This is a genomic window from Comamonas sp. Z3, assembly GCF_008121565.1.
GTDB lineage: Bacteria > Pseudomonadota > Gammaproteobacteria > Burkholderiales > Burkholderiaceae_C > Comamonas > Comamonas brasiliensis.
Window position 1 is genome coordinate 174,962 of record NZ_VOQU01000002.1, and the last position, 21,475, is coordinate 196,436.

The 21,475-nt window shown below is 64.8% G+C and carries 19 protein-coding genes; 5 read left to right on the forward strand and 14 right to left on the reverse strand.

Features of this window, described 5'->3' with window-relative positions; all coding sequences use genetic code 11:
* The first annotated feature begins 207 nt into the window (after positions 1–207).
* The 3 genes from FSY59_RS05440 to FSY59_RS05450 all read left to right on the forward strand — a co-directional run bounded on the left by FSY59_RS05440 (position 208) and on the right by FSY59_RS05450 (position 3,636).
* Positions 208–2,505, forward strand: a complete 2,298-nt coding sequence (locus tag FSY59_RS05440; protein ID WP_029158447.1) for an ABC transporter ATP-binding protein — start codon at positions 208–210, stop codon at positions 2,503–2,505.
* Positions 2,502–2,993 (forward strand): DUF1854 domain-containing protein, encoded by a 492-nt coding sequence (locus FSY59_RS05445; RefSeq protein ID WP_019042744.1) that lies wholly within the window; start codon positions 2,502–2,504, stop codon positions 2,991–2,993. The genes FSY59_RS05440 and FSY59_RS05445 overlap by 4 nt, the downstream gene beginning before the upstream one ends.
* Before the next feature lie 205 nt (positions 2,994–3,198).
* Entirely contained in the window at positions 3,199–3,636 is a 438-nt protein-coding gene (locus FSY59_RS05450; protein ID WP_029158448.1) for a hypothetical protein, read from the forward strand.
* A gap of 66 nt (positions 3,637–3,702) precedes the next feature.
* On the opposite strand, the gene FSY59_RS05455 is transcribed toward FSY59_RS05450, so the two are convergent.
* The 4 genes from FSY59_RS05455 to gspF all read right to left on the reverse strand — a co-directional run bounded on the left by FSY59_RS05455 (position 3,703) and on the right by gspF (position 7,772).
* Positions 3,703–4,170 (reverse strand): EF-hand domain-containing protein, encoded by a 468-nt coding sequence (locus tag FSY59_RS05455; protein ID WP_019042746.1) that lies wholly within the window; start codon positions 4,168–4,170, stop codon positions 3,703–3,705.
* 71 nt (positions 4,171–4,241) lie between these two features.
* Entirely contained in the window at positions 4,242–5,159 is a 918-nt protein-coding gene (locus FSY59_RS05460) for a 5'-nucleotidase (protein WP_148728643.1), read from the reverse strand.
* A 61-nt stretch (positions 5,160–5,220) separates the two neighbouring features.
* Positions 5,221–6,423 (reverse strand): ammonium transporter, encoded by a 1,203-nt coding sequence (locus tag FSY59_RS05465; protein WP_019042747.1) that lies wholly within the window; start codon positions 6,421–6,423, stop codon positions 5,221–5,223.
* Between the two features lie 131 nt (positions 6,424–6,554).
* Positions 6,555–7,772, reverse strand: coding sequence for a type II secretion system inner membrane protein GspF (gene gspF, locus FSY59_RS05470; protein WP_043370835.1), 1,218 nt, complete (start codon positions 7,770–7,772; stop codon positions 6,555–6,557).
* Between the two features lie 159 nt (positions 7,773–7,931).
* On the opposite strand from gspF, the gene FSY59_RS05475 reads away from it, so the two are divergent.
* A complete protein-coding gene (locus tag FSY59_RS05475) occupies positions 7,932–8,681 on the forward strand; it encodes an SDR family NAD(P)-dependent oxidoreductase (RefSeq protein ID WP_019042749.1) in 750 nt (249 codons plus the stop codon).
* A 72-nt stretch (positions 8,682–8,753) separates the two neighbouring features.
* On the opposite strand, the gene FSY59_RS05480 is transcribed toward FSY59_RS05475, so the two are convergent.
* The 5 genes from FSY59_RS05480 to FSY59_RS05500 all read right to left on the reverse strand — a co-directional run bounded on the left by FSY59_RS05480 (position 8,754) and on the right by FSY59_RS05500 (position 13,713).
* Positions 8,754–9,410: a glutathione S-transferase family protein gene (locus FSY59_RS05480; protein ID WP_019042750.1), complete on the reverse strand. Its 657-nt coding sequence runs from the start codon at positions 9,408–9,410 to the stop codon at positions 8,754–8,756.
* Positions 9,411–9,505: 95 nt separating this feature from the next.
* Positions 9,506–10,195, reverse strand: coding sequence for a YafY family protein (locus FSY59_RS05485; protein ID WP_019042751.1), 690 nt, complete (start codon positions 10,193–10,195; stop codon positions 9,506–9,508).
* A 125-nt stretch (positions 10,196–10,320) separates the two neighbouring features.
* Entirely contained in the window at positions 10,321–11,328 is a 1,008-nt protein-coding gene (locus FSY59_RS05490) for an LLM class flavin-dependent oxidoreductase (protein ID WP_019042752.1), read from the reverse strand.
* Between the two features lie 45 nt (positions 11,329–11,373).
* On the reverse strand, positions 11,374–11,658 hold the full coding sequence (locus FSY59_RS05495) for a hypothetical protein (protein WP_148728644.1): 285 nt from the start codon (positions 11,656–11,658) through the stop codon (positions 11,374–11,376).
* Between the two features lie 96 nt (positions 11,659–11,754).
* Positions 11,755–13,713, reverse strand: a complete 1,959-nt coding sequence (locus FSY59_RS05500; RefSeq protein WP_148728645.1) for a hypothetical protein — start codon at positions 13,711–13,713, stop codon at positions 11,755–11,757.
* 170 nt (positions 13,714–13,883) lie between these two features.
* Here FSY59_RS05500 and FSY59_RS05505 point away from each other — a divergent pair, with 170 nt between their 5' ends.
* Positions 13,884–15,062, forward strand: a complete 1,179-nt coding sequence (locus FSY59_RS05505; protein ID WP_050871730.1) for a helix-turn-helix transcriptional regulator — start codon at positions 13,884–13,886, stop codon at positions 15,060–15,062.
* Positions 15,063–15,074: 12 nt separating this feature from the next.
* Here FSY59_RS05505 and FSY59_RS05510 read toward each other — a convergent pair whose 3' ends face one another.
* Genes FSY59_RS05510 through gspL form a run of 5 tightly spaced genes read right to left on the reverse strand, consistent with a single transcriptional unit; the run spans position 15,075 to position 21,443 of the window.
* Positions 15,075–16,436: a GspE/PulE family protein gene (locus FSY59_RS05510; protein ID WP_043370842.1), complete on the reverse strand. Its 1,362-nt coding sequence runs from the start codon at positions 16,434–16,436 to the stop codon at positions 15,075–15,077.
* 13 nt (positions 16,437–16,449) lie between these two features.
* Positions 16,450–18,834: a type II secretion system secretin GspD gene (gene gspD / locus FSY59_RS05515; RefSeq protein WP_187427897.1), complete on the reverse strand. Its 2,385-nt coding sequence runs from the start codon at positions 18,832–18,834 to the stop codon at positions 16,450–16,452.
* Positions 18,835–18,837: 3 nt separating this feature from the next.
* On the reverse strand, positions 18,838–19,668 hold the full coding sequence (gene gspN / locus FSY59_RS05520; protein WP_019042757.1) for a type II secretion system protein N: 831 nt from the start codon (positions 19,666–19,668) through the stop codon (positions 18,838–18,840).
* Positions 19,669–19,677: 9 nt separating this feature from the next.
* Positions 19,678–20,220, reverse strand: a complete 543-nt coding sequence (gspM, locus tag FSY59_RS05525; protein ID WP_043370846.1) for a type II secretion system protein GspM — start codon at positions 20,218–20,220, stop codon at positions 19,678–19,680.
* On the reverse strand, positions 20,217–21,443 hold the full coding sequence (gene gspL / locus FSY59_RS05530) for a type II secretion system protein GspL (protein ID WP_019042759.1): 1,227 nt from the start codon (positions 21,441–21,443) through the stop codon (positions 20,217–20,219). Before gspL ends, gspM begins: the two co-directional genes overlap by 4 nt.
* Between the last annotated feature and the right edge of the window lie 32 nt (positions 21,444–21,475).

Genomic DNA, 21,475 nt, shown 5'->3' on the forward strand with positions numbered 1-21,475 from the left:
ATGAGGAGAGCAGGTTTTCTTAAACTCCTGCCCCTGATGGGTTGGCATTGTGCGCCCAGAATCTGCATTGTGAAGCTTGTCAGCCTAAATGCAGGTTCGCGCGTTAACCAGGGTGTATCGGACGTCAGGCGCAGCCATATTCACCATGCCGAAGCGGTTGCCCGCATGACTCTTGGAGCCGCCATCGGCGGAGAAAAATAACTCAACATGCAACATCACCATACTGTGGACGCCTCGGCAGTCTTTGCCGGCCCCCTGGGGGGCGAGCTACGAGCAAGACTCGCTGAACATGAAAACGTATTAGCCGTCGTCCCGGTTGACCTGAGTGCGGATTTGCAGTTTGGCAGCGGCCTGCTGGCGCTGACACAGGAGCGTCTGCTGGCCTGCGATCCCCAGACCCGGCAGTGGCGTGAATGGGCCCTGACCGTGGAGCAGAGCCTGCGCCTGCAGGACCATGGCGGCGTGGGCAATCTGGAGCTGCATGATCCTCGCGAGCGTTTGGCGCACTGGCTCATCACCTTGAAGCACCAGACCGCCATGCTGCAGCTGATGCAGCAGTTCGACCGCCAGCGCGAGCGCATCGCGCGCCAGGAGGTCTACAGCGCGGTCAGCGACGAGGATGTCCCGCATTGCCCGGTCTGCCACACGGCTCTGCCGCCCGATACCGAAGAATGCCCGGCCTGCGCACGTCAGCAGGCACCTCAGACCTCGACCTGGGTGCTGCTGCGCCTGTGGCGCTTTGCCAAGCCCTATCAGGGCCAGCTGCTGCTGGGTTTCCTGCTGACCGTGGCCAGCACGGGCGCGCAACTGGTGGCACCTTATCTGACCATCCCGCTGATGGACAAGATCCTGATTCCATTCCAGAACGGCGAAAAGATCAACCGGGATCTGGTTTTCTTCTATCTGGGCATGCTGCTGGTGTCGGCGCTGCTGGCCTGGGCGCTGGGCTGGGCACGCACCTTCGTGCTGGCCAAGGTGTCCGAGCGCATAGGCTCCAATCTGCGCACCACCACCTACAACCACTTGCTGAACCTGTCGGTGGACTACTACGGCAGCAAGCGCACAGGGGATCTGATGGCGCGCATCGGCGCTGAAACCGATCGTATCAATCTCTTTCTGTCGTTAAATGCACTCGATTTTGCGACCGATGTGATGATGATCGTGATGACCTCGGCCATCCTGTTCTCCATCAACCCCTGGCTGGCGCTGGTCACACTGGTGCCGCTGCCCTTCATCGCCTGGATGATCCATACCGTGCGCGACCGCCTGCGCACCGGCTTCGAGAAGATAGACCGCGTCTGGTCCGAGGTGACCAATGTGCTGGCCGACACCATCCCCGGCATCCGTGTGGTCAAGGCCTTCGCCCAGGAAAAGCGTGAAGCCGACCGCTTTGCCGACGCCAACCTGATCAATCTCCAGGCCAACGACAAGGTCAACAAGACCTGGTCGCTGTTCACCCCCACGGTGACGCTGCTGACCGAGGTCGGCATTCTGGTGGTCTGGGGCTTCGGCATCTATCTGGTGGCCGGCGGCTCCATCACCGTCGGTGTGCTGACGGCCTTTATCGCCTATATCGGCCGTTTCTATACCCGCCTGGATTCGATGAGCCGCATCGTCTCGGTCACGCAGAAGGCGGCAGCCGGTGCCAAGCGCATCTTCGACATCCTCGACCATGTCAGCAATGTGCCCGAGCCCAGCAACCCCGTGAAGCTGCCCGGCAAGGCCAAGGGTGCAATCACCATGGAGGATGTGGGCTTTCGCTACGGCAGCCGCGCCGTCATCAAGCATCTGAACCTGCAGATCAAGCCTGGCGAGATGATCGGCCTGGTCGGTCACAGCGGCTCGGGCAAGAGCACCCTGGTGAATCTGATCTGCCGCTTCTACGACGTCTCCGAGGGCTCCATCCAGCTCGACGGCGTGGACGTGCGTCGCATGTCCGTGTCCGACTACCGCAGCAATATCGGCCTGGTGCTGCAGGAGCCCTTCCTGTTCTTCGGCACGATTGCCGAGAACATTGCCTATGGCAAGCCCGACGCCACGCGCGAGGAAATCGTGGCCGCGGCGCGTGCCGCCCATGCCCACGAGTTCATCCTGCGCCTGCCCCACGGCTATGACTCCCTGGTCGGCGAGCGCGGCCAGGGCCTGTCGGGTGGCGAGCGCCAGCGTATTTCCATCGCGCGTGCGCTGCTGATCGATCCGCGCATCCTGATCCTCGACGAAGCCACCTCGGCCGTGGATACCGAGACCGAAAAGGAAATCCAGAAGGCACTGGACAATCTGGTGCAGGGTCGCACCACGATCGCCATTGCCCACCGTCTGTCCACCTTGCGCAAGGCCGACCGTCTGGTGGTCATGGATCGTGGCGAAATCGTCGAAGTGGGCCCGCACGACGAGCTCATGGACCTCAAGGGTCATTACTTCCGTCTGTACGACGCGCAGGCGCGCCGTGCCGAAGAGGATGCGCAAGCGGCCGGCCTGAAGTTGCAGACCAAGGAACCCCAATGATCGAAGCTCCCCAATCCAATCTGAACGGCATGCAGCTGGTGCGCAACGCCCATGGCCGTCTGGTGCTGACCCTGGGCAACGGCCTGGTCTACGAAGCAGTGGTTCCCGTGCGTGCGTTTCCGATTGCCGCGCCTGCCGAAGGGCTGTCGCTGATCGCAGCCGATGGCAAGGAAGCGCTGTGGGTGGCCCGCATGGCCGACCTGCAGCCCGAGCATCGTCAGCTGATCGAGCAGGACCTGGCCGTGCGGGAGTTCGTGCCGACCATCGAGCGCATCCTCAAGGTCTCCAGCTTTTCCACCCCCAGCACCTGGGAGCTGCAGACGGATCGCGGTCTGACGCAGATGGTGCTCAAGGCCGAAGAAGACATCCGCAAGCTGGCCGGCCGCACCAGACTGCAGATCACGGGCCAGGATGGCGTGCAATATCGGATTCCCGACAGCGGCAAGCTGGACCGGCATTCGCGCAAGCTGCTGGAGCGCTTTCTGTAAGCCGCGCAGCGCAACTATTTCAAGGGCCTCGCCTCATCGCGAAGCCCTTTTTTGTATCAAATTGCGCAGCGGTGCTTGATATATATAGACTAATAGCTATCAAAATAGGATTGAAAATAATCCTACAGTTTTCTCAAGCGTGGCCGATAACAGGGCGAGATAGCTGTTTTTCCGCCTGCACCTTTTTACTGCCGAGGGCCAAGCCATGCAAATTCCACCTCTAGACCGGACACAGACGCCCTGGCGTACCCAGGGTGCGGATTTGTACTCCACAGGGGCTTCGGGCGCCGCGCCGGTGCGCCCCGTGAACGCCGTGAATGCCACAGAGTCTGTGGACAAGATCGGCGAGGGCCGCACGGTGCGTGAACCCGAGAAGCCATCGGCTCCCGATACCGAGAACCGCGACTGGACCCTGGCCGAGGAGATCAAGCAAAAAGAAGAGGTGGAGGAGCCGCCCAAGGAGCCCATCTCCAAGCAGCTGATCGAGTTCATCCAGTCCATGTGGCGCGCCAGCGCCCAGGCGGTTGAACAGGCACAGGAAACCAGCAAGTCGGAGGATCTGCTGCAGAGCAAGCAGCAGGCGCGCAATGAGCCGCTGACTTATTCCGAGCCCCGGGTCAAGCGCAGCGGCAACGCCAAGTAAGGCGGTTGCTTTGATTTTGAGAGCTGATTGCGCTTGATATTCAAGCGCTTCAGCTATTTTTATACCCTATTTGCTTTCAGAGTCTGCGTTGTCAGCTTCTGATTTGTGAGCATCGTCCTTGGCCGGTGCAGCAGCCACGGCTTCGGCGGCCTTGGCCTTTTCACGCGCTGCACGGTATTTGACGGCAAAGGCGCGCACTTCCTCATAGGTGACGAAGCCGTCCTTGTTGGTGTCGGTTTCGTCAAAGGCGGCGGCCAGCTTCGGGATGATGGCCACTTCCTTGCGGCTGAGCTTGCCATCCTGATTGAAGTCCAGCATCTTGAATTGCTGCTGGGCCTTGATCTCGCCCTTGGAGAGCTGGGTTCCCTGTCTTTCTCCGATCTTGTCGCCGGCGGTTTCCTCGGCGCGCACCGTGGGCAGCAGCAGCACGGCGCTGGTCAGCAGCACGCCCATGGCGGTCTTCATGACCGAGCTGCTGCGGGCGACGATGGGGTGGTTCTTGGCTTTTGACATAGCGGTACAGATGAGGGCCATGACGGCATTCTCAACCTCCGGCCCGCCGCACTTTCAAAGTTTTGCATTCGCTTGCCGGACTTTGCCAAGCTTTACGTAGGCAGCGCCGCCTTGTCATGGGCAATGCCGCTGCGCACATGGCCCGAGGGAACATGTCCGGCTGCATTGCGCACATGGCCGGTCTGGTCGTCGAAGAAGAAGTCGGGCTCGAACTCGCGCAGAAAACCGCCCTTGGCCAGTCCGCCGAGGAACATGGCTTCATCGACATCGATCTTCCAGTCCATCAGCGTATTGAGCGCACGCTCATGGGCCGGGGCGCTGCGCGCCGTGACCAGGGCCGTGCGCACGCGCATGCCGGCCACATCGGCCTGCTGCAGCCGGTGCAGGGCGGCCAGCAGCGGCTTGAACGGGCCTTCGGGCAGCGGCTGGGCGGCTTTTTCCAGTTCATGCTGCTGGAATGCCTCCAGGCCCTGGGCCTGGAAGATGCGCTCGGCCTCGTCGGAAAACAGCACGGCATCGCCGTCGAAAGCGATGCGCACTTCGCGCGGATGGCTGCTGCTGGCGCGCATGGAGTCGGTGAACACATGGGCGGCCGGGTAGCCCAGCTGCAGTGCCTGGGTCACGTCATCGGCATTCGCCGACAGGAACAGCTGAGCTCCCAGAGGGCGCAGATAGCCGAAAGGGTCACGCCCCTGGGTGAACACGCCGCGCTGTATGGAGTGCAGGCCGTGGGCCTTGGCCGAGCGGAAGACGCGCATGCCGCTGACGGGATCGTTGCGCGAGAGCAGCACTACCTCCACATGCTGCTGCCCCTCGGCGTTGAAGGCCAGCAGTTTCTTGACCAGCGAGAAGGCAACGCCCGGTGCGGCAGGCACGTCCAGCCGCTCGCGCTGCAGGCGCAGATAGCTCGCCGGGTCGCTGTCCTCGAAGAGGCGGTTTTCCTCCTCGAAATCGAACAGGGCTCGCGAGGAGATGGCGACGACGAGCTTGTCGTTCAGGGTCATGGCCATGGCGGTACGGTTTTGAGCGGAATTGCGGACAGGCTTCGATGATACGCAGGCCGCAGCTCCCTCACCAGTTGGCTTCGCGCTCTGGCGTGGCACTGATGTGGTGGATGGACAGATCGGCGCCGTCGAATTCCTGCTCCTGGCTCAGGCGCAGGCCCATGGTCTTCTTGAGCAGGCCGTAGACCAGCAGGCCGCCCAGCGCGGCCCAGGCCACGCCCATCAGTGTGCCTATGAGCTGGGCGACCGGATGCACGCCGCCAAGCCCGCCCAGTGCCTGTGTGCCGAAGATGCCGGCCGCAATGCCGCCCCAGGCACCGCACAGACCGTGCAACGGCCACACGCCCAGCACGTCGTCGATCTTCCATTTGTTCTGCGTCAGCGTGAACATGAAGACAAAGATGGCTCCGGCGGCAGCCCCCACGACCAGTGCCCCCAGAGGGTGCATCAGATCCGAGCCCGCGCAGACGGCAACCAGGCCGGCCAGCGGGCCGTTGTGCACAAAACCCGGGTCGTTTTTGCCCACCGCCAGGGCGGCCAGCGTGCCACCCACCATGGCCATCAGCGAGTTCACAGCGACCAGACCGGAGATCTTGTCCAGACTCTGGGCACTCATCACATTGAAGCCGAACCAGCCCACGATCAGAATCCAGGCGCCCAGCGCCAGGAAGGGAATGCTGGAGGGCGGTGTGGCGGCAATCGCTCCGCCCTGGCGGTAGCGATTGCTGCGCGGGCCCAGCAGCAGCACGGCTCCCAGGGCGATCCAGCCCCCCACGGCGTGAACGACCACGCTGCCGGCAAAGTCGTGGAACTCGGCGCCGGTCAGTGCCTTGATCCAGGCCTGCACGCCGAAATGCTGGTTCCAGGCAATGCCCTCGAAGAAGGGGTAGATCAGGCCCACGATCATGGCCGTGGCGATCAGCTGGGGCCAGAACTTGGCGCGTTCGGCAATGCCGCCCGAGATGATGGCGGGAATGGCGGCGGCGAAGGTCAGCAGAAAGAAGAACTTGACCAGGCCATAGCCGTTGAGTGCCGCCAGCTGCTCGGCGCCCACGAAAAAGTGCGTGCCGTAGGCCACGCCATAGCCGAGCGCGAAATAAACCACGGTGGAGACCGAGAAGTCGACCAGGATCTTGACCAGGGCATTGACCTGGTTCTTGCGGCGCACGGTGCCCAGCTCCAGAAAGGCGAAACCGGCGTGCATGGCCAGGACCATGACGGCGCCCATCAAAATGAACAGGGCATCCGCGCCCTGTTTTAGTGCTTGCATGAAAACGCTCCAGCTGAAATTTGCTATTTATTGGTGCGAAATTGCGGGAAAAACCCGCAATGCACTAAAAGAAAGCAAGAATTGCGCCAATCTGGAGTGGGTGCTTCCGCACCGGCACATGCCTGTCAGGTCTATTTGACGAACTGGTTGAGCTGGATGATGGGCATGAGCACGGCCAGCACGATGAGCATGACCACCAGCCCCATGACGACGATGAGCAGGGGCTCGAGGATCGTGGCCAGGTGCATGGCACGGCGCTGAACCTCGGTGGACAGCTGGGTTGCGGCGCGCTGCAGCATCAGCGGCAGCTGGCCCGTCTGTTCGCCCAGTCTGGCGAACATGGCGACCAGACCCGGAAAGCGCTTCTTCTGCGCCAGGGCCGAGGCCAGTGGCGCGCCTTCGCGCACCAGCACCAGCGCATCCATGGCATCGGCGCGCAGGGCGCGGTTGTTGAGCGTCTCGGCGGCGGCCTGCAAGGCCTTGAGAATGGGCACGCCCGCTCCGGCCAGCATGGCCAGGGTGCCGGCAAAGCGCGCCGCGTTATAGCTGCGCGAGAGCCGGCCTATGAGCGGCAGATGCAGCCACTGGGCATCGAAGCGCTCGCGAAACGCCTCGTTCCTGAGCGCCAGCCGAAAACCCACGGCAGCCAGCAGCAGCACGGCCAGCATGAACCAGCCATAGCTGCGCACAAAGTCGCTGATGCCGAGCATGACCACGGTGAGAAACGGCAGTGCACGCTTGGTGCCGGCAAACACGCCAGCCACCTGCGGCACCACATAGCTGACCAGGAAGATCACGATGACGATGGCCACCAGCGTCACGATGGCAGGATACAGCGAGGCGCCGATGAGCTTGGACTGCAGCGCCTGACGCGCCTCCAGGTCGTCGGCCAGGTTCTCCAGCACCGGGCCCAGGCTGCCGCTGGATTCCCCGGCACCGATCACGGCGCAGAAGATGTCGGAAAACTCGCGTGGATGCTGCTCCAGCGCCTTGGCAAAGCTGGAGCCGGCATTGACCTCGGCCCTCAGCGCCGCGACCAGCTGATGCTGGCGTTCGTCCTCGGCTTCCTCGGCCAGCGCGGCCAGTGCGCGCTCTATGGGCAGGCCGGAGCTGACCAGGCCCGAGAGCTGGCGGGTCCAGACCGCCAGGCTGGTGGAGTTGAAGACCGGGCGCGTGAGCCAGCCGGATGCGCCTGTCCGGCCCCGGCCTGCGGCGACGGGCTCGACCTGCAGCGGCACCAAGGCCTGGCTGCGCAGCTGGCTGCGCGCGGCACGGGCGTTGTCGGCTTCCAGGGTGCCCTTGCGGGTCTGGCCCTGGGCATCCAGGGCTTCAAAGGTAAAGGCAGGCATGCGCGAATCGATCTGACAGTGACGGTTTAGTGCAGATGGTAGCGACTAATGATGTCAGCCCTTCGTTGTTTGAGAGAGCGGATCCGGCTTGATGCAGGTCATGACTGCCGCGGTCGAGCTCGGCACAATGGTCTGCCGATTCAAGAACGGGAGGTTTCGATGCTCAAGGACAAGGTTGCATTGGTGACGGGGGCTGCATCCGGCATAGGCCGCTGTGTGGCGCTGACATGGGCCAGGGAGGGCGCGCGCGTGGTACTGGCGGACCTCAACGAGGAGCAGGGCCAGGAGACGGCCGCCCTGGTGCGCGAGCTGGGTGCCGAGGCACTGTATCTGCGCGCCGACGCCGGCAGCCCGGCGGATCATGAAGCACTGGTGGCCTTGACCATGCGCCACTTCGGCCGCCTGGATGCGGCCTGCAACAACGCCGGCATCGGCGGCGTCAGCGCGCCCACCGTCGACTATCCGCTGGATGCCTGGGAGCAGGTGCTGCGCGTCAATCTCTCGGGCGTGTTCTATGCCTGCAAATACCAGATCGCCGCCATGCTGCAGGGCGGCGGCGGCTCCATCATCAATATGGCGTCCATCCTCGGTGCCGTGGGCTTTGCCAACTCTGCGGCCTATACGGCCGCCAAGCACGGCGTGCTGGGTCTGACCAAGGCGGCAGCGCTCGAATATTCCGCCAGAGGCGTGCGCGTCAATGCCGTGGGGCCGGGCTTTATCCACACTCCCATGATCAGCGGTCTGGAGCAGGACCCGAGCACGCATGCGGCGCTGGTGGCGGCCCACCCCATGGGACGCCTGGGCCAGCCCGAGGAGATCGCCGAGCTGGTGGCCTGGCTGGCCAGTGACCGCGCGTCGTTTGTGACGGGCGCTTATTACCCGGTCGACGGCGGTTACTTGGCTCGCTGAGTGGTCTGCAGCGGTTTGCTGTAGGTCTTGATGGTCCTGCGCCTGACTGGCGGTCGCTGCAGGCCAAAACCTTTAAACGACTGGCGCCATGGCGGCGGCTTGCATATCGCCGTCGATCTCGTCGGCGCGCACCGAGGCTGCACGCTGCAGCAGCGGCGTGGCATAGGCCTCGAATTCGGGCCGCCTGGGCAAGCTGCCGTCCATCATGCTCCAGCCGATATAGCTGGCCAGATACAGATCGGCGGCCGTGAAGTGGTCGCCGCAGACATAGCGTTTGCCGGCCACCGCATGCAGCAAGGTGTTCAATACATCGTCAAAGCGGCCAAAGCCTGCGCTTATGGCCTGCTGATGAGTTTGCGATTGCAGCCAGCCTTCGTTGCGGGCGGTTGTGACGGCCTCCACCGGCCCGGCGACAAAGAACAGCCAGCGAAGGTAGCTGGCGCGCTCCGGGCTGCCCATCGCCGGGGCCAGTCGTTTCTCGGGGAAAAGCTCGGCCAGATAGGCGAGGATGGCTCCGGTCTCGGTGACCACGGCATCGCCATGCTGCAGCGCCGGGACCTTGCCCATGGGGTTGATGGACAGGTACTCGGGCGACTTCATCTCGGGTCCGAATTCCAGGTCAACGGTTTCATAGTCGGCACCGCATTCCTCCAGCATCCAGCGCACCATGCGGGCGCGTGATCTGGGGTTGCTGAAAAAGCGCAGCTTGGGTTGTTGCGGTGTGGACATTGCGGCTCTCCTTGGGGCGGGCTGTTGTGACATGGCAAAAACGCCATGCAGCCAATGTAGGAGCGGGGGCTGACAGTTTCTGTCAGCAGTGCCGTTCAATCCAGCGTGTAGCCGGTTTCGTCCAGCCAGCGCTGTATCAGCGCCTGGCGTCGCTGCGGATAGCGTTCGCCCAGATCCTCCAGCGCGTCCACGCGGTCGGCGCGAAAGTGACGAAAGGCCTGGCGCAACTCGCACCATGCCGAGACCACGCGGCTGCGCTCGAAGTAGGCCATGGCAAACGGCCAGACCCGGCGCTGGCTCGGCACGCCATGCTGATCCCGGTAATGCAGCACGACCTTGTGTTCGGCGCGGATGGCGCGGCGCAGCGCGGCCTGCCAGGGCTCGGGCGGCGGGTCGGTCTGCATATTGGGAACCAGCAGGCCGCTGGTATCGACGGCAATGCGCAGCTCCAGCGGCAGTGCCGCACGGATGCGGTCCATGGCGGCGGTAGCGGCCTGGGCCAGTTGCGGATCGGCCTGCAGGCTGGCCCAGCGAGCGCCCAGCAGCAGGGCCTCCAGCTCGTCGGCGTTGAACATCAGAGGCGGTAGCAGAAAGCCGGGCCGCATCTCGAAGCCTATGCCGGGGTCGCCCAGAATGTCGGCGCCCTGGGTGCGCAAGGTGGCGATGTCGCGGTACAGCGTGCGCAGGCTGATGCCCAGCGCCCGGGCCAGCTCGGGTCCGGTCTGCGGCTGACGGGCGCGGCGCAGCGTATCCAGCAATTGCAGCAGACGGGCGGAACGGCTCATGGGCGAAATCTGAGAGGTGAACGACGCAGGAGTTTGGCATGCTCTCATGCCGGGACGCCGGTTTGTCGTTCTCTGTGCGCTCCCTCCTTCCGCACAGCGTGATAGCAGGGAACTGCCAGGACCGCTCAGGAGGCGCTGTTCATGGCGCCAGCCGTGATCTCCAGGCTGCGCAGGCGCAGCTCGGCGTCATAGACATCGCTGACGATCATGAATTCATCGGCCTGGGTTTCATCGGCCAGATTCTGCAGGCCCTGGCGCACGGTATCCGGGCCGCCGATGACGCCCACGGCCAGAAAATCGGCAATCGCCGCCTGGGCGCGCCCATCCAGCTGCTCCCAGAAGTCCGGTATCGGGGGCATGAGGCGGGTGCGGTTGCCGGTCAGAATGCCGAGCACGCGCTGATAGGTGCTGCTGGCCAGAAACCGGGCCTCTTCATCGCTGGGGGCCGCAATCACGGGCACGCCGACAATCGCGTAAGGCTTGGCCAGCGTGGCGCTGGGTTTGAAGGTCTGACGGTAGATGGCCAGGGCCTGGTGCAGCATGCGCGGGGCAAAGTGCGAGGCAAAGGCATAGGGCAGGCCCATGTGTGCAGCCAGTTGTGCCGAGAACAGGCTGGAGCCCAGCAGCCAGATGGGAACGTGGGTGCCGGCACCGGGCATGGCGATGATGCGTGCTCCATCCTGGTGATCTCCCAGCAGGCGCTGCAGCTCCTGCACGTCGCGTGGGAAGTCCTCCTCGGTCTCCACGCGGTCGCGGCGCAGGGCGCGCATGGTCGCTGCGTCGGTGCCCGGTGCGCGGCCCAGGCCCAGGTCGATGCGGCCCGGGTAGAGCTCGGCCAGCGTGCCGAAGGCCTCTGCCACCACCAGCGGTGCATGGTTGGGCAGCATGATGCCGCCCGAGCCCACACGAATCTTCTGCGTGGCACCTGCGATGTGGCCGATCAGCACGGCTGTGGCCGAACTCGCAATGCCCGGCATATTGTGGTGCTCGGCCAGCCAGTAGCGGGTGAAGCCCAGCTTTTCAGCCTGCTGCGCGGTGCGCACGGCAATCTGCAGAGCATCGGCCACCGTTGCGCCTTCGCGCACGGCGACCAGGTCCAGCATGGACAGCTTGACGTTGTTCAGGGATTTCATGGCGATTGATCTATAGGGTTTTGATAGCTTTCAGCATTTTGCGGGTCAGCGTTTGCGGCCTATCTCACGTCCAAAAACAATGCCGACCAGTACACCCCAGGCCAGCAGCACGGCTGCCATGGCGTAGTAGGTGTTGCCGGCCTGCATGGCGAATACCGAGCCCAGCAAGGCCACCAGCGCCGCCATGCGGATCACGCGGCGCAACTGGTCCACGGGCAGACGGGCCTTGAGGTTGAACAGCACGGCGAGGCTGATGACCGCCAGGGCGATCAGCAGCAGAAACAGATCGCCGCCATAGGGCTGGACGGAGGTGCGAAGGTTTTCAAGCATGGCAACGATTCTGGCAAAGGCTCAATGACCGCTGCTGATTGAGGCCATGCATGAAAAAAGCCCACCGGGAGGTGGGCTGTGCAGCGAGGCGGGGAGTCAGTTCAGGCCGAGGGCGGCAAGCAGCGCATCGGCGGCAGTGCCATTGAGCCGCTGCTGATTGCTGACCATCTGCTTGTCCCGATAGCCGACATAGGTGATGCCGCCCCGTTCGACGAACAGGCGGTAGTTCTGGAAGTTGCTGACGTTGAGCTGGGTGGGCTCCTGCGTGAAGCGCAGCACCTTGGCATCTGCCTGGGTGGCGATGCTGTAGTTGCTGAGCAGGATCGCCTTGCAGGTGGACACTCCGTTGATGAACAGGGTCCGGTTGTTGGGCAGGGTGCTCATATCGCCCTCGCATTCATAAAAGCGTGCGCGCTGCTCGCCGCCGTTCTCGAAACCCACCATGTAGCGCTTGTAGGCCGCGCTGCCATCGGGCTTGAGATAGTCGCGGCGGCCGACCAGCACGCGTGCGTTGTTGCCATGCACATCGGCGGCCGAGACGTTGGGCGCGAAGTCGCCGGCGTTCCAGGCGATGAACTCCGCAAGCGTCGCGCTGCGCCAAGTGCTGGAGTCAGGGTTGTTCGGGGCGTCGGCACGCGGAATGGTGGCGCGGTTGGCGTTGTTGCTCAGGTAGTAGTCGCTGCCGCCCAGGTCGGTGACGGTGCGATAGCTGAGCGTGGAGCCGCTGGGGAAGGTCGTTTCGGCGGGAAGCTGATCGGGCCTGGGCCCCCAGTTGGCAAAGCTGCCGTCGGCAGAGTCCTGCCAGGGGGCGGAGCGGATCTCGGTGACGATGTCGCGCATCTTCAGGCCGGCGATATTGCGCACGCTTTGCTTGGCTCTGCTGACCAGGCTCTTGCAGTACAGGGATTCGGTTTCGCCGCTGGCGAGGCTGGTGGTCTGCTGTACGAAATCGGTGGGGCAGGCAAACCATTCGCTGCCCGTCCAATAGACCTGCGGCCGGCTCCAGGGCTGCTCCTGGCCGCCGACCACGCGCTCGCGAAATTCCGTGAAATAGCGTTTGCCGTTCGCATCGGGCGTGTTCTGCCCGGCCGTGGCCTCGAAGGCTCGAATGTAGTAGTTGCTGGTGTCGGTAAAGCTGAGCCAGCGCAGCTGCGTGCTCGGCGCGGGGGCACCGACCTCGGGGCTGGTGGTCTGCGCCTGCATGGCTGCGATCAGGCCCACATTGCCGGCCGTGACGCCCGAGGCGCTGGCCACCTGCTGGGCTGCGGTCTCCATGGCGGATTGCTTGTCCTTCATGGAGGTGCTGGTGTCGCTGAGGGCGGGATTGTCCAGCACGGCCGTGGCCAGGGTTTGCAACTGCTGCAGCAGCACGCTGTTGACGGCGGCATTGAGCTGCACCGAAGTCAGCGGCGCGCCGTCGACGCCTGTGGCGCCCGCCGTGTTGGTGAGCTGGGTCTGGGTGGTCACCACGATCAGGCGCGCCATGGTGGCGGTCAGCTTGCCTGCGTTGCTGCCGTCCTGGGTGAAATCCGCCAGCGCCGAAGTGCCCAGGCCCAGCTGGCTCTGGATGGCTGCTGCCGCATCGCTGGTGCTGCTGCCCGTGGCCTGGCTGTGCGCATGGACCAGGGTGCTCAGCGGGCTGACGACGCCAGGCTGATCGGCGGGCGCTCGCAGCATGAAGGCCACGGGAACGGCGCCGGTGTCGGCATCGACGGAGTCTTCGGTGACCAGGGCCAGAATCGGGTGCTTGCCCACATCGGCCTCGGGCACTTCCAGGCTTGCCTGGCCGGAGGCATTGGTGAGGGCACTGGGCTCTTCACTGTCACAGCTGCCGTTGTCATTTCTGTCCAGGCATACCCTGACGTTCTGCAAGGCACCATCGATCACGGTGGTGGAGACCGAAGTGGTGGCGGGCGCCGGAGCGGGCGGGGGCGACGGTGCGGGAGAAGCGTTGTCGCTGCCGCCGCCACAGCCGGCAATGGAGGCAATCAGGACCAGGGAGCCCAGGGACACTGAGCGGCGGATGAATGGTGTGGTGGTGGGTGCTTGTGACATGGCAGCCTTTGGTTGAGAGTGGCTGCCTTGTTTGTAGGTACTTGTTGTCGCGAAAACATCACCAAAATGGGTGAAGGGTTTGCAGTGATTTCAAAGTGTGAGTAAATGAAATAAATCCCCGGCGAAGTGCCATCTGGCGCTTGCTGTGGCGAGCCTTGGAAGGGGGCTCTATGGCGGTAGCGCATCTGCCTTTGATGTTGCAGGATCGGGTTCCTGCATTGATAGCGGCCATCTACGAGTCGGCACTGGAGCCGGCGCGCTGGCAGGGCTTTCTGGCCTTGTTCGGTGCGGCCCTGCGTTCGCCAGCCAGCGTGATCTGGGCCAACGATTTCGCGCAGCGGACGGTGGATCTGGACGGGGGCTTCGGCACTTTCGGCACCAGCCAGGGCTTTGCCGCCGCCGAACTCGAAAGCTTTGCCGCGCACTACTGCCAGTGCAATGTCTGGCTGCAGGACCAGAGCCTGCACAGGCCGGGCACGGTGGTGAATTCCTCCACCCTGTTTCCCGACCGGAGCCTGCCGGGTACCGAATGGTATGGCGACTGGCTGCAGCCTCAGGATCTGTTCTATTCCTGCGCGGCCGTGGTCGACAACCAGCACGACCGCTCGTTCAACATCACTGTGGTCAGGCCGCATGCGGTGGGCGCCTACAGCGCCGAAGAGCTGGGCCTTGTGCAGCAGCTCATGCCGCATCTGCAGACCGCGTTTGCGATGCACCGACGCCTGTACCGTACCCAGGCATTGCTCAACGCATCACTGTCCGTGCTGGAGGATCTGCCGGTGGGTGTGGTTCTTCTGGATGAACGTGCGACGGTGATGCATGCCAGCAGCCGGGCGTTGCGCCTGATGGAGCAGAGTCAGCTGATGTATCGCAGGGCCGACGAGAGCCTGCATGCCACCAATGCCGCAGACCAGCGCTGGTTGCAGAAAGCCATGCGGGACTGTGTCGCCACAGGGCTGGGCAAGGGGCAGCACCACGGCCGGGCCAGCCGCTTCACGGGGCTGGCCGGACAGCAGTTGCAGGTCATGGTGTCGCCGCTGCCCGTGCACAGCAGTCCCTATGGCGAACGCAGTGCCGCCATGCTGCTGATCAGCGATCCGGCGCTGAGCATTCCCGCGCTGCAGGAGTTGCTGCGCAATCTGTACCGGCTCACGCTGGCGGAGGCTCAGCTGGCCCAGGCGCTGATCAATGGCTGGACCCTGCAGGAGTTCGCCGAGAGACAGGGCCTGTCCATCCATACCGCGCGTTCGCAGTTCAAATCGGCGGCGGTCAAGGTGGGGGTGGGGCGGCAGGCCGATTTCGTGCGCGTGCTGCTCACGGGCCCGGCCATGCTGCGCTGGCGCGAGTGAGCTCGGGGCTGCTCAGTCCCGCGTGACGCGCATGACCTCGGCCTGGGTGGTGATGCCTTCGCGCACCAGGCGTTCGCCATCCTCGCGCATCAGCTGCATGCCTGCCGCCATGGCGGTCTCGCGGATCTCGGCCTCGCTGGCGCCGCGATGGATCTGGGCGCGAATGGCGTCGTCCACCGCCAGCAGCTCGAAGATGCCGGTCCGGCCCCGGTAGCCACTGGGCTCGCTCAGGTCGACCTTGCGCACCAGGCGCTGTGCCAGCACTCCCAGCAGCGAGGACGACAGCAGAAAAGGCTCGACTCCCATGTCGATCAGGCGGGTGACGGCGCTGGGCGCGTCATTGGTGTGCAGCGTGGCCAGCACCAGGTGGCCGGTGAGCGAAGCCTGGATGGCGATCTGCGCGGTTTCGAAGTCGCGGATTTCGCCGATCATGATCACGTCCGGGTCCTGACGCAGCAGGGCGCGCAAGGCCTTGGCAAAGGTCAGCTCGATCTTGGCATTGACCTGGGTCTGGCCCACGCCGGCAAGCTCATATTCGATGGGGTCTTCCACCGTCATGATGTTGCTGTGGCTGGCATCCATGCGCTGCAGAGCGGCATAGAGCGTGGTGGTCTTGCCCGAGCCCGTGGGGCCGGTGACCAGCACGATGCCGTGCGGCTGCGCCGTGAGATGGGTGAAGCGCCTGAGCGTCTCGCCGCCCATGCCCACGGCTTCCAGGCTGAGCTTGCTCTCGCTCTTGTCCAGCAGACGCAGCACGGCGCGCTCGCCGTGGGCACTGGGCAGGGTGGAGACGCGCACGTCAATGGCGCGCGTGCCCAGGCGCAGGCTGATGCGCCCGTCCTGGGGCAGACGCTTCTCGGCAATGTCCAGGTCGGCCATGATCTTCAGGCGGCTGATCAGGGCGGCGTGCAGGGCTCGGTTGGGCTGTACCACCTCGCGCAGATCGCCGTCCACGCGAAAGCGCACGCTGGAATGGCGCTCGTAGGGTTCGATGTGGATGTCCGACGCGCCGTCGCGCGCCGCCTGCGTGAGCAGAGCGTTGAGCATGCGGATGATGGGCGCGTCGTCGGCGGTTTCCAGCAAGTCTTCCACGGCTGGCAGGTCCTGCATCATGCGTGTCAGATCGGCATCGGACTCGACCTCGCTGACTACCATGGCGGCGCTGGAGTCGCTTTGCGCATAGGCCGCGCTGATGCGGTGGGCCAGTGCGCCGCTGTCCAGTAACTGCCAACGCTGCACCGCGTGTTTGCGCTGCACTTCGGAGATGGCCGCCCAGTCGGGCTGCGGACCATGCCAGAGCACGGGTTCCTGGCCGTCATCCTCGATCAGCAGCTGGCTGCTGCGGGCAAAGCCATAAGGCAGTGGATAGCGCATGCGTGGCCTTCGCTTACAGGGTGCCCGCAGGCAGGGTGGCGGGCGTCACAGGCGTCACGGTCACTGGCTGGCCGTCCACCGTCGGCTGGCCGGGACGCGTGAAATCCACGATCTCGGGCTTGGCGCCGGGCACGATGAGCACATTGGCCGCGCGAGCCGGCGCGGCGCCGCTGGAGGCGGGCAGCAAAGGCGCGGCATTGACATTGCGCATCAGCAGATTGGGGTCGGGCTGCACGGTTTGCTGCATGCCGCGAATCGACTCATAGCGGTCCTGCGAGAGCTGGCTGGTGGAGTTGGCGTCACGCAGCACGGTGGGGCGCAGAAACACCATCAGATTGGTCTTCTTGCGCGCGCGGCTGGTGTTGCGGAACAGATTGCCCAGCAGGGGAATGTCGCCCAGCAGCGGCACGCGCTCCTGGCTCTGGCTGTATTCGTCGGCAATCAGGCCGCCCAGCACCACGATGGCGCCGTCCTCGACCAGCACATTCGACTCGATGGAGCGCTTGGTGGTAGTGGCGCCGGACTGTGCATTCGCCGTTCCCTGCTTGACCGCAGAGTTCTCCTGGTAGACGGCCATCTTGATGGTGCCGTTCTCGTTGATCTGCGGACGAATCTTGAGCAGCGTACCCACGTCCTTGCGCTCATAGGTGGTGAACGGATTGACCGAGCCCGAGGTGCCTGCTGTGTTGGTGTAGGAGCCCGTGGGGAAGGGGACATTCTCGCCCACCATGATGCTGGCTTCCTCGTTGTCCAGCGTCATCAGATTGGGCGTGGACAGAATATTCGTGTCGCCGTCGCCCTGCATCAGATTGACCAGGGCACCCAGGCTGGTGTTGCCGTTGACGCTCTGGGTGAAGCCCAGGTTCATGCCCTTCATGCTGCCGATGGCCGAGGCCTGGCTGTCGGTGAGGGCCGTGCCGTTGACCAGATTGCCCACGGCACCCGACAGGCCGAAGATGTTGGAGATGCCGCTGATGGAGGTGCCGTTGCCGAGCACGCCCAGCACGCGGCCGTTGTTGCGGATCACCGAGCTCCACTGCACGCCCAGCTGGGCGGCCTTGTCCGCGGAGACTTCGACGATCAGCGCTTCGATCAGCACCTGGGCGCGGCGGCCGTCGAGCTTGTCGATGACGGTGCGCAACTGGCGGTACAGCGGGCCGGGGGCCGTGATGATCAGCGAGTTGGTCGTGGGGTCGGCCTGGATCATGCCGCCCGTGGACGGTTGCTGGGCGGTGCCGAAGCGAGAGCTGGGGCCGCTGTTGCCGCCGCCCAGGCCCACGGTGGCACTGCCGTCCGTGCCGCGGGAAATCACGGGCTGGGCGCTGGTGGCAGCATTCGTGTTTGAGCCGGCGGCCGCTGCCGTCATGCCCTGCTGGCCGCCCAGGGTGGTGCTGGCGCTGGTCTGGGCGTTGATGGCGGCGCGCAGCGTGGCGGCCAGGGACACCGCGTCGGCGTTCTTGAGATACACCACATGGATGTTGCCGTCGTCGCCATTGCCCGTCATGGCAGGCTGGTCCAGTCGCGCGATCAGCGAGCGGATCTGCGACAGCTTGGCGGGGTTGGCGGCGCGGACCAGTACCGAGTTGCTGCGCGGCTCGGCCAGTATCGAGGTGCGGAAACTGGTATCCGCCTGGCCAGCGGCCGCGCCGGCTCCGGCCTGGACCACGCCGCCGGCGGTGGCCGAGCCACCCTCCATCAGGCGATTGACCAGAGCCACCATGTCGGCAGCCACGGCATGGCGCAGCGAGATGACTTCCACATCGGTGGCGTTGGAGACATCGGTGCTGGCGATGATGCGCGAGATGCGCTGCAGATTGTCCGCGTAGTCGGTGATGATCAGCGAGTTGTTGCCGGGGTTGACATTGATGGTGTTGTTGGGGCTGATCAGCGGCCGCAGCACGGGCACCAGATTGTTGGCGTTCTCGTAGTTGAGCTTGAAGATCTGCGTGACGATCTGTCCGCCGCCCTGGCTGCCGCGTGCGCCCTGGCCGATGGCGACCTCGCTGGCCTGCAGCTTGGCATCGGCCTCGGGAATCACCTTGAACAGACCCGCCGACTCCGTCACCGTGAAGCCCTGCATGCGCAGCGCCGCCAGATATTGCTGGTAGGCCGTGGCCGGCGAGACGGCCTTGTCGGTCAGCAGCGTGATCTGGCCCTTGACGCGCGGATCCACCACCACATTGCGATTGGTGATGGCGGCCATGGCGCGCGACACGGCTTCGATGTCGGCATTGGTGAAGTTCAGCGTGACCGGTTCGCCTGGTCGCAGACTAGGAGTGGCATTCGCTTGTCCGCTCTGGGTTTGAGCATGAATTGGTGCTGAAATGCAGACGGCAAGCGAGGCAACAGCTATCGAATGCAGTGTGTTTTGCCAGGCGGTGCGTGAATGCTGAGTCATGGGTCAACCAAAGGTGATGATGGAGCGCGCACCCTGGCGGCGCCCCAAGATATTGAGCAAATTCGACAGAGCGGCTTCGCGCTCGGGGCTGGCAGAGGCTTCGCCCCTGAAGTGCAGGCGCGAGCCCACCCACTGGCCCTGGCCGCTGAGCTGCAGGTCGCCGCCCAGCGTGGTCAGATTCAGCTGGGCATTGTCTCCGCCCTGGATGTCGAGACGATAGCTGCCCAGGGGCCTGAGCGACGACAGTCTGGACGATACGGCCAATGCTTCCAGCCGCGTCAGGCCCTGGCTGGTAGCCCGACCGGCGCGATATTGCAGTGTCAGCCCGACGGTGGACAGGCGCAACTGGCCCTGCAGGGCCACGGTGTTCCAGGGCGTGCCAAGGCCGGCCAGCATGTCGGCGGGCAGTTGCAGAACGCTGTCCTTGAAGCGCACCGTCATGGCGTTCCAGCCCGGCTGCAGCTGCGCCAGCATCGGGGTGCTGGTGCAGCAATCGCTTTGCAGGCTGATGCTGGCGCCGCTCAGGCTGGGTCGCAGTGTCCAGTTCAGGCGCGTAGGCAAGCTGCTCTGGTCCTGGCTGTCCTTGCCGCCGGTCAGCACCAGTCGGGCCGAGCCACGCCAGAGCGTGCCGCGCGGCTCCTGCAGCAGTACCTGGTTGTCCGTGACCGATTGCACGCCGGCCGCCAGCCAGGCTGCCGGAGCCTGGACCAGCAGCGTCAGCAGAGCGCCCAGCAAGGCACCGCCCACTGCCCAGCGGCGCGGCGAACGCGGATCGCCCGCCTCGCGTGGTCTGCGCAGGGCTTGGCTGGCGGGGCGTGACCGGGACAGTTTCATGGCCTGGATTCAGTTCTGCCCGCCCGCGTTGCCGGGCAGGTCGAGCAGCAGAGTGCCGCTCCAGCGGGTGATGGCCGCGTCGTCGGCGGTTTCACCGAGGGTGCGGTTGAGCTTCATCTCGGCCACCGAAGCATGGCTGTTGTCGCGCACCTGGGCCAGCCATCGGGCCAGGGCCGGCGCGGCGGTCTGGGTCAGGCTGACCTGGGCGCGGTTGCCCAGCCACTGCAGCCGGGCGCTGTTGCCCAGCTCGGTCTTGAGCGACTGCTCCAGCTGAGAGCGTGCATCGGCGCTATTGCCTTGCGGCTGCTGACGCAGCAGCTCGGCCTGGGCCTGCATCTGCAGCATGTTCTGCAGTTCTAGCTCCGCTGCCGCATGGCGTGCCGGGGCCGTGCGCAGGCTGTGCAGCGCCGGTGCCAGTGCCACCCACCAGAGCAGGGCCAGCAGCACCACGCTGGCGGCGAGCAGCAACAGATTCTGTTCGCGCTGAGCCAGGGTGCTCCAGCGCTGGAGCAGCGGCGCCAGCGCGGTTTTCAAGGCATTTTTCTGCTTCATGGCTGAGCCTTTGCAGTGAGAACCAGCTCCGCCTCTTCGCGCCGCAGCAGATAGCCGTTGGCCTGCAGGCTTTGCTGCGCGTCGCTCAGCGCTTCGGGGCTCAGGTCCAGCCCCGAGATGCGCAGCTGCCTGTCCTGGTATTGCAGGCTCTTGGCGTTCTGCACGCCCTGGATGCCGGCACTGGCGGCCAGCAGTGCTTCGAGATCACCGGCGGACAGGGTGCCGGAGTTGCTGCGCAGCAGATCCAGTTCGCGCTGCATCTGTACCGGGGCATCGATGACCACGGGCACATGCGGGAAGGCAGTCTGCAGCACCTGCTTGGCCTGCTGCTGGCGCAGTGCGATGGCGCGGTTTTCCTTGAAGGCCCAGGCGTTGAGCCCGACCAGCTGGGCGGCGACTGCAATGCCTGCAGCCCAGCGCGCGGCGCGCCATTGCGGGGCCTTGGCAAAGCCGTGCCAGGCATCGAGCAGGCGCCGCTTGGCGCGGGTGCTGCCGCCCAGGTCCAGATCGAACTGGGCCAGGTCGCCGGCATAGCCATGGCTTTGCAGCAGTCGCTGGGCGGCGGTGAAGATGCTGACCGGGCGCTGCAGCGCTTCCGCGCTGCGGGCCAGATGGGGCTCGGCCAGCACCGGCAGCTGCTCGGGCAGGCGCGCCAGCAGGGATTGCAGCACGATGGGATCCGCGTGCTGAGGAAGGATTGCGAGCCCGGCCTGTGCATCCAGTCCGGTGGCGCTGAGCTGGGGCTGCAGGCTGTCGCCCGACAGCAACAGCTGCGGATGGCTGCTGGGCCACTGCTCGGGCACCAGGCGGCTGACGGCATGGCCCTGGTGTTCCAGCGCCTGCAGATGGGATTGCAGCCAGCTCTTGTCGCAGGCTGCCACCCAGCAGGTCTGGCCTGCGGCGGAGCCGGCGTCCAGTGCCAGATGCATGGTGGACGGCTCGTCGAGCAGCCTTTCCTCCAGCAGACCTTCAAGCACGGCGCGCAGGCGCTGCTGGCGCCGGCCTTGGACGTTCAGGCCCGGGGGCAGGGTGACGCTGTGCCAGGACAGCTGAGCGGCCGGGATGACGGCGGTGACCTGGGTGGTGCGGCCCGTGGCCGGCAGCAGAGACACCGCAGCCTGGCCGCTGCGCTGAACGCTTTGACCATCATCGCTGAGGACGTAGAGATATTCCGTGGCGAAGTTGGCGGGCTTCGCCGACAGCTGTATTAGCAATGTGCTCATGAGGGAAGATGGAGCATTCTATGGGGTCAGTG